Here is an 8,719-nt window from a genome sequence, read left to right as displayed (position 1 = left end):
GCAAAACTGGCCGCGCTGGCAACCCATTCGCCTGCGATCAGGTGCTGGCCGTGGGGGGTAAAGGTGTCGGGCATGGTTCGTATCTCCTTATTTGCCCCATTTCAGGGCAATGAGGTCCAGGTCGCCTGCGAGGTGCAGCAGACGGTCCCGCGTGCGTGGGGACATTGGTTTGAGCGGGTGGCGCACATGGTCCGACCCGATAACCCCGCCTTCTTTCATCACCACCTTGGTGGCGCGCAACCCACATTGGCGATTTTCATGGTTGATCAGCGGCAGGCAGCGCGTCCATTGCGCCAGAGCCGCGCCGGTGTCGCCCGCCAGATAGCTGCGGATGATGCCGCCGATGTGTTCACATTGCAGCCCCGAGGTCATGGTCCCGGTGCAGCCTGCGTCCAGATCCGCCAGCAGGGTTGCGGCCTCTTCGCCGTCAAACGGCCCGACGATGTGATCGCCGCCCGCCTCGATCAGCGCCGCCAGCTTGTCGGCGGCAAAGGGCATCTCCATCTTGAAATAGCTGACGTTTTTCAGCTCTTTCGCCATGCGAACCAGCAGGGGCACCGACAGTTGGCACCCGGACAGCGGCGCGTCCTGCACCATGATCGGGATGTCGATGGCGTCTGAGACCGCCTGGAAATGCTCATAGATCCCGGCCTCTGCCGGAACCAGTCCGACACCGTGATAGGGCGGCATCATCATCACCATGGCCGCCCCCAGCGCCTGCGCCGCCTTGGCGCGTTCGACCACGATGCCGGTGTAGAAATGGCTGATGGTGACGATCACCGGCACCCGGCCCGCCACATGTTCCAGACTGATCCGCATCAGCGTGGCGCGTTCCTCATCGGACAACAGGAACTGTTCAGAGTAATTGGCGAGGATGCAGATCGCATCGACGCCCTGGTCGATGATGCAGTCCAGAACGCGGCGCATGCCGTCCTCATCGACGCGGCCATCGTCGTGAAACGGGGTGGGGGCCACGGGCAGGATGCCGGTCAGGGGCGATTTCATGTCGAGTCCTTTCGGGTGCGGCAAGGTCAGTCGTAAAACGGGGCAACGCTCTGGCGTCGGCCCAACAAGAAGGCATCGGCCACATGGCGCAGGGGGGACAGATCCACGTCGCTGTCACCGGTCGACACCAGTCGGGCCATGTTGGCGTAAAGACGGGGATATTCGCCGGTCAGCGCCGGTCCTTCGGCGGTTTGGTCCTGCCCGCCAATGACCATACGCGCACCGCCGTCGTGCAAGGCCAGCGTGCCGCCATCGGTCTCGGCCACGATGGTCCAGATCTGGTCGCCGTCCTGCCGCCAGTCGAAGACCGCGCTGACATCGGCACCCGCCGGATGGGCGAACCGCAGGCTGGCCGCGATCGGGCCTTGCTTGTTTTCCGGCACCTCCAGCCTGGCCTCGGTCAGGTGGATCGGATCGGGCAGGATTTCCGTCACGATGGACAGGGCGTTGATGCCGGGATCAAACACCCCCAGACCGCCCGGTTCCCAGATCCAGTCCTGTCCGGGATGCCAGCGGCGCACGTCCTCTTTCCACGTGACGGTAAGCTTTTTCAGCGTCTTGTCGGCCAGCCATGCCTTCGCCGGGGCAACCATCGCCGCCTCGCGCGAGTGCCAGGTGGCATACAGGCAAACCCCCTGCGCGCGCGCCATGTCGATCAGCCGGTGGCATTCCGACAGCGACGCACCGGGCGGTTTTTCCAGCATGACATGGCGACCGGCGGCAAGGGCGGCGGCGGCATAGTCAAAGCGCGGCACCGGCGGCAGGCAGAGCGAGACGACCCGAATTTCGGGCCGCTCGGCCAGCATCCGGGCAAAGTCGGTATAGCTGTCGACACCGTCCACGCTGCCCTGTCGCGACACAGTTGCGGCCAGGTCCCAGTCCGGCGAGGCGGCAATGGCGGGCACATGTTGATCCACCGCGATCTTGCCAATGCCGATAAGTGCGATGTCCATCAATGCGAGTCCTTTCCGACAGGCGCGCCCCGGCAGCCTTTAAGAAAGTCGAGGTCGGCACCGCTGTCGGCCCCTTCGACATGTTGCTGGTGCAGCCAGGCATACCCGCTTTCGGCGCGGTCATGGCTGGGTTTCCAGTCGGCCAGACGGGCCTGCAATTCTGCCTCCGGGATATCCAGATGCAGGCGGCGGGCAGGGACGTCGACCTCGATCATGTCGCCGCTGCGGACCACCGCCAGCGGTCCGCCAGAGGCCGCCTCGGGGGAGGTGTGCAGGATTACCGTGCCATAGGCGGTGCCGGACATACGCGCGTCCGAAATGCGGATCATGTCCTTGATGCCGCGCTTCAGCACCTTGGGCGGCAGGCCCATGTTGCCCACCTCTGCCATGCCGGGATAACCCTTGGGTCCGCAGTTTTTCAGCACCATGATACAGGTCTCATCAATGTCCAGCGCGTCATCCTCGATCCGGGCCTTGTAGTCGTCGATGTCCTCAAAGACGACGGCGCGGCCACGATGCTGCATCAAATGCGGCGAGGCGGCAGAGGGTTTCAGCACCGCGCCCTTGGGGGCAAGGTTGCCCTTGAGCACGGCTATGCCGCCCTGCGATGTCAGCGCCTTGTCCACCGGCAGGATCACGTCCTCATTCCAGTTTGTCGCGTTCTTGACCTCTTCCCAGATCGGCTCGCCCGATACGGTCAGCGCCTCGCGGTGCAACTTGCCCGCCTCGCCCAGCCGTTTCAGCACGACCGGCAGCCCACCGGCGTAAAAGAACTCTTCCATCAGGTATTTGCCCGAGGGTTGCAGGTTCAGGATCGTGGCCACATCCCGTCCGCATCGGTCCCAATCGTCCAGTGTGATATCGACCCCGGTGCGTCCCGCAATGGCCAGCAGGTGCACAACGGTGTTGGTCGACCCGCCCACCGCACCATTGGTGCGAATGGCGTTTTCAAACGCCTCGCGCGTCAGGATATCGGACGGTTTGAGATCGTCCTTGACCATCTGCACGATGCGCCGCCCGGACAATTGCGCCATGACGCGGCGGCGGCTGTCCACCGCCGGGATTGCCGCGTTGCCAGACAGCGCCATACCCAGCGCCTCGGCCATGCTGGCCATGCTGGACGCGGTGCCCATCGTGTTGCAGGTGCCGGACGAGCGGGTCACCGCGGCCTCGGCATCCAGAAATTCATCCTGTGTCATCTCTCCGGCCTTCACCGCCTCGGAGAAGCGCCACAGGTGGGTGCCCGCGCCGACGCGCTCACCCTGAAACCATCCGTTCAGCATCGGCCCGCCGGTGACGACAATGGACGGCAGATCGCAGGAGGCCGCCGCCATCAGCAGAGAGGGCGTGGTCTTGTCACAGCCCACCAGCAGGACGCAGCCGTCCATCGGCTGGCCGCGGATCTGTTCCTCGATCGACAGGGCGGCGAGGTTGCGGAACATCATCGCCGTGGGGCGAAAGGTGTTCTCGGAGGCCGAGAACACCGGCACCTCGACCGGGAAACCACCGGCCTCCCAGATGCCCGCCTTTACCTTTTCGGCCAGTTCGCGCAGGTGGCCGTTGCAGGGTGTCAGATCGGACCACGTGTTGAGGATGCCGATCACGGGCCGTCCGTCGAACAGGTCATCCGGATAGCCTTGGTTCTTGAGCCAGCCCCGGTGATAGATGACATCGCGCGAGGTGCCGCCGTACCATTCCTGACTGCGCAGCTTGCGGGGCCATTGTGCCGGTTTGAAGGTCATGTCACGCCTGCCTGGATTTGTTGTAGACGTCAAAGATCACGGCAGCGAGCAGCACCAGACCCTTGATCACCTGCTGGTAGTCGATGCCGATGCCAAGGATTGACATGCCGTTGTTCAGCACACCCATCAGAAAGGCCCCGACAACCGCGCCGACGATCTTGCCGACGCCTCCGGACATGGATGCCCCGCCGATGAACACGGCGGCGATCACGTCCAGTTCCAGCGCAAAACCTGCCTTGGGTGTGGCCGAATTCAGCCGGGCGGCAAAGACCATGCCCGCAATCGCGGCCAGAACGCCCATGTTGGTGAAGGCAAGAAAGGTCAGCCGCTCGGTCTTGATCCCGGACAGCTTGGCGGCCTTTTCGTTGCCGCCCAGCGCATAGATGCGCCGCCCCATCACGGTGCGTTCGGTGAAAAAGGCATAGATGATCGTGAGCACACCCATGGTGATCAGTACGTTGGGCAGGCCGCGAAAGGTCGACAGCTTGAACAGGATAAAGATCAGCGCGACGGAGATGATGCCGATGCGGGCGATGAAAAAGGCTTGGGGTTCGCCCGTGACACCATAGGCGCGGTTCTGGGCGCGGGCTTTCAGTTCCATCCAGAGGATCAGCGCGGCGGCGACGATGCCGGTGCCCAGCGCCAGCACGTTGACCCGCTTTTGTCCCAGAAGATCGGCAACGGTCTGGCTGACCCCCGCCGGAAAGATGTCGGGGACAAAGCCATTGGACAGCATCTGGAATTCACGCGGGAAGGGGCCAAGGGACTGCCCTTCGAGCAGCCACAGAGATGCGCCGCGAAACACCAGCATGCCCGCCAGCGTCACGATGAACGACGGGATCTTCCAATAGGCGATCCAGTAGCCCTGCGCCGCCCCGATCAGACCGCCCGCGATCATGCAGGTGATCATGGTGACGGCGGTCGACTGTTCCCATTCGACGATCATGACCGCCGCCAGCGCGCCGACAAACCCCATGACAGAGCCCACCGACAGGTCGATGTTGCCGCTGACGATGACAATCAGCATGCCCAGCGCCATGATCACGATATAGCTGTTTTGCAACAACAGGTTGGTGACGTTCACCGGCTTCAGCAGGGTGCCGCCCGTCACGATCTGAAAGAAGCCCATGATGGCGATCAGCGCAAACAGCAGCCCGTATTCGCGCAGGTGGCGCACAAGGTAATCGCTGATCCCCTGTTTTTGCGGGGCGTCGGCCCCGTGCTCGGCAATATCCATGTCCGGCTCTCCTACTCGGTCACGATGAGCGACATGATGCGCTCTTGGCTGGCCTCTTCGGCGCTGAGTTCACCCACAAAGGCGCCCTCGTTCATTACGTAGATGCGGTCGCACATGCCCAACAGTTCGGGCATCTCGGATGAGATCATCACCACGCCTTTGCCCTGTGCGGACAGGTCGTTGATGATTCCGTAAATCTCGAATTTCGCGCCCACATCGATGCCGCGCGTCGGTTCATCGAGGATCAGAACCTCTGGCTGCGCGAACAGCCATTTCGACAGCACGACCTTTTGCTGGTTGCCCCCCGACAGGTTCACCACCTGCTGAAAGACGCTGGGCGTGCGGATGTTCAGCGCCTTGCGATAGTCCTCGGCCACGCGGGTCTCTGCCGTCTCGTTCAGGACCTGCCCACGAGAGACCGCGTCGAGATTGGCCAGTGTGATATTGCGCTGGATCGTCTCATCCAGGATCAGACCCAGCGATTTGCGGTCCTCGGTCACATAGGCCAGCCCGGCGTCGATGGCGCGGCTGACAGTGCTGACATCGACCGGCGTGCCGCCGATCTCGACGCTGCCGGTGATGGCGCGCCCGTAGGAGCGGCCAAAGAGGCTCATGGCCAGTTCGGTGCGGCCCGCGCCCATCAGACCCGCGATGCCCACAACCTCACCAGCGCGGACCGCCAGATTGATGTCGTGGATGACCTGCCGGTCGGTGTGCAGCGGGTGCCAGACGTTCCAGCCCTTGACCTCCATCAGCACATCGCCGGCGCGCCGTTCGCGGGCAGGGTAGCGATGCGCCATGTCGCGGCCCACCATGTCGCGCACGATGCGATCCTCGGTGATCGGCTCGGCGCGGGCGTCCATCGTGGAGACGGTAGACCCGTCGCGGATAACGGTCACGGTGTCGGCGACGCGGCGCACCTCGTTCAGTTTGTGGCTGATGATGATCTGGGTGACGCCCTGCGTCTTGAGTTCCAGCATCAGGTCCAGCAGCGCCTGACTGTCGCTTTCCGACAGGGCGGCGGTGGGTTCGTCGAGGATCAGCAGGCGCACCTCTTTGGACAGCGCCTTGGCGATCTCGACCAGTTGCTGCTTGCCGACCCCCAGCTTGTCCACCAGCGTGCTGGGCGGCTCTTTCAGGCCGACCTTCTTGAGCAGCGCCCCGGTGCGCTGGTTGGTGTCGCGCCAGTCGATCACGCCCGCCTTGGCGCGTTCGTTGCCCAGAAACAGGTTCTCGGCGATCGACAGCAGCGGCACCAGCGCCAGTTCCTGATGGATGATGATGACCCCGCGCGCCTCGGAGTCCGAGATGTTGGCGAATTCCGCCAGCGCGCCGTCATAGTGAATTTCGCCGTCGTAGCTGCCCGCCGGATAGACGCCCGAGAGCACCTTCATCAGGGTGGATTTGCCCGCCCCGTTTTCTCCGACCAGCGCGTGGATCTCTCCGGCCTGAACGGTCAGATTGACCGCGTCCAACGCCTTGACCCCCGGGAACGCCTTGGTGATCCCGCGCATTTCGAGTAGCGCCGCCATGTCCATGCCCTTTGTGGTTGCCAAGGCCCGCCCGTCCGCAGCCGGGCGGACGGGCCCCGAGAGGAACCAATGTTACTTGACCTGGTCCATGGTGTAGTAGCCGGAGCCGATGATCACGTCTTCCCAGTTGGACAGATCCACAGAGACCGGTTCCAGCAGGTAGGACGGGATGATCTTGACACCGTTGTCATAGGTGGTGGTGTCGTTGATCTCAGGCTCACCACCGGCCAGCAGCGCCTCGGCCATGCCCACGGTCACGCGCGCCAGTTCGCGGGTGTCCTTGAACACGGTGGAATACTGCTCACCCGCCAGCATGGATTTGACCGACCGGATTTCCGCGTCCTGCCCGGAGACAATCGGCATCTTCTGATCGCCAGAGCCATAGCCGACGCCCTTGAGCGACGAGATGATACCGATGGACAGACCGTCATAGGGGGACAGAACGCCGTGCACCTGCTTGTCGGTGTAATGCGCCGACAACAGGTTATCCATCCGCGCCTGCGCCACCGCGCCGTCCCAGCGCAGGGTGCCCACGGTGTCCATGCCCATCTGGCCGGAAACGATGTTGACGGTGCCCGCGTCGATCAGCGGTTGCAGCACCGACATGGCCCCGTTGTAAAAGAAATAGGCGTTGTTGTCGTCGGGCGAGCCGCCGAACAGTTCGACATTGTAGGGGCCGTCGCCAAAGCGGTCTTTCAGACCGGAGACAAGGCTGCTGGCCTGTTGCACGCCGACCTTGAAGTTGTCGAAGGTGGCGTAATAGCTGACATATTCGCTGTCGCGGATCAGCCGGTCATAGGCGATTACGTGGATATCGGCGAAATGCGCGTTTTCCAGCGCGCTCGACAGGGTTGTGCCGTCGATGGCGGCGATCACCAGCACGTCGACGCCGTTGGTGATCATGTTCTCGATCTGGGCCAACTGGTTGGGGATGTCGTCTTCGGCGTATTGCAGGATGGTGTCGTAGCCTGCGGCCTTGAACTGTTCCACCATCGACTCGCCGTCGGAAATCCAGCGCGACGAGGATTTGGTCGGCATCGCGATGCCGACGGTTTCAGCCATGGCGCCAAAGCCGGTCAACGCCACTGCCGCCGAAGCGAGCAGAAGTTTCATGGTCATGATGTCCCTCCCAGGATCAGCGCCCGCCTCCTGCGTCGGCGCCATTTTGTCTCACGGATCAGAGTGATCCGTGGCGGCACGTTACTTGTGTGAAGCATACCTGTAAAATTCTGTTATTGACGATCTGCATATGAAAAATGGTATGTCACATCCATGGATATCGCGCGACGCATGAAACCCGCGCATCTTGAGCTGATCCTCAAGATCGCGGAAACCCAACAATTGCAGCTTGCGGCGCAGGCGCTTGCGATCTCGCAGCCCGCCGCCTCGCGCATCCTGTCTGACTTTGAAAAAACCATCGGCAGCCCGCTGTTCACCCGTCATCCCAAAGGCATGGAGCTGTCTTCTGCCGGGGCGGCCTTTGTGCGCCACGCGCGGGTCATTCTGGGAGAGGTCGAGACCCTTGAACACGAACTGGGGCTGTTGCAGGCCGGGGCACTGGGAGAGGTGCGGGTCGGCTCTGTCACGGGGCCTGCTGCGGGCTGTTTGATGCCGGCGGTGCAGGCGGTGCTTGAAAGCAGCCCGGATCTGGAGATCAATGTCGATGTCGCCCCATCGACCGAGTTGATCCGTCAGCTTGAGGAAGGACGGTACGATTTCATTCTCGGGCGCTTTCCTCCGACCCATGACAGCCGCAATTTCCGCGTCCATCCGGCCCGGACTGAGGTGGTGGCCCTGCTGGTGCATGTCACGCATCCGCTGGCGCGGCGCAAGGATGTGGCCTTGTCTGAACTGACCGGATTTCCATGGGTCATGCAGGAACGCGGCATGCCGATCCGGCAAGTGGTCGAGGCCGCCTTTCACGCCGAAGGGGTGCCGACCCCGCCACGGGTGCTGAACAGTTCCTCTCTGCTGGTGGCTTTGGCGCAGGTCGCCCGTGGTCAGGCGATTGCGCCGCAGTCCGAAGAAGTCAAGGAACTGCTGGTGCACGCCGATATCGGTGCCAATATCGACGCTGTGCATCTGCGACGACCGATCATCGTGCCAAGCTATTTTGTGATCCGCGACCGCAGCCGGAAGCTGTCGCGCGCGGCGGAACGGCTGCTGACAGAGGTGCTGGAGCGGATTTGATGCCATGCGCGCGCGGTGCGTCGTGGGCCGCGAACGCGACATGGCGAATCTGGCTGCTTG

The 8,719-nt window shown here is 63.0% G+C and carries 7 protein-coding genes; 1 reads left to right on the top strand and 6 read right to left on the bottom strand.

Features of this window, described 5'->3' with window-relative positions; translation table 11 throughout:
• Window positions 1–87: 87 nt before the first annotated feature.
• The 6 genes from ACN0S5_RS13265 to chvE form a co-directional block, all read right to left on the bottom strand.
• Complete coding sequence (locus ACN0S5_RS13265) at window positions 88–1,005, bottom strand: dihydrodipicolinate synthase family protein (RefSeq protein ID WP_417208913.1); 918 nt, start codon at window positions 1,003–1,005, stop codon at window positions 88–90.
• A gap of 26 nt (window positions 1,006–1,031) precedes the next feature.
• On the bottom strand, window positions 1,032–1,958 hold the full coding sequence (locus tag ACN0S5_RS13260; RefSeq protein WP_417208912.1) for a Gfo/Idh/MocA family protein: 927 nt from the start codon (window positions 1,956–1,958) through the stop codon (window positions 1,032–1,034).
• Window positions 1,958–3,700, bottom strand: a complete 1,743-nt coding sequence (gene araD / locus ACN0S5_RS13255; protein WP_417208910.1) for an L-arabinonate dehydratase — start codon at window positions 3,698–3,700, stop codon at window positions 1,958–1,960. Before araD ends, ACN0S5_RS13260 begins: the two co-directional genes overlap by 1 nt.
• A 1-nt stretch (window position 3,701) precedes the next feature.
• Window positions 3,702–4,937 (bottom strand): multiple monosaccharide ABC transporter permease, encoded by a 1,236-nt coding sequence (gene mmsB / locus ACN0S5_RS13250; RefSeq protein WP_417208908.1) that lies wholly within the window; start codon window positions 4,935–4,937, stop codon window positions 3,702–3,704.
• 11 nt (window positions 4,938–4,948) lie between these two features.
• Entirely contained in the window at window positions 4,949–6,469 is a 1,521-nt protein-coding gene (mmsA, locus tag ACN0S5_RS13245; protein WP_417208928.1) for a multiple monosaccharide ABC transporter ATP-binding protein, read from the bottom strand.
• A 72-nt stretch (window positions 6,470–6,541) separates the two neighbouring features.
• A complete protein-coding gene (chvE, locus tag ACN0S5_RS13240) occupies window positions 6,542–7,588 on the bottom strand; it encodes a multiple monosaccharide ABC transporter substrate-binding protein (protein ID WP_417208906.1) in 1,047 nt (348 codons plus the stop codon).
• Window positions 7,589–7,741: 153 nt separating this feature from the next.
• On the opposite strand from chvE, the gene ACN0S5_RS13235 reads away from it, so the two are divergent.
• On the top strand, window positions 7,742–8,659 hold the full coding sequence (locus ACN0S5_RS13235; RefSeq protein WP_417208903.1) for a LysR substrate-binding domain-containing protein: 918 nt from the start codon (window positions 7,742–7,744) through the stop codon (window positions 8,657–8,659).
• Window positions 8,660–8,719 lie beyond the last annotated feature (60 nt).

The sequence above is a fragment of the Antarctobacter sp. genome (assembly GCF_048262615.1).
GTDB lineage: Bacteria > Pseudomonadota > Alphaproteobacteria > Rhodobacterales > Rhodobacteraceae > Antarctobacter.
This window is presented reverse-complemented; position numbering and strand designations above follow the sequence as displayed.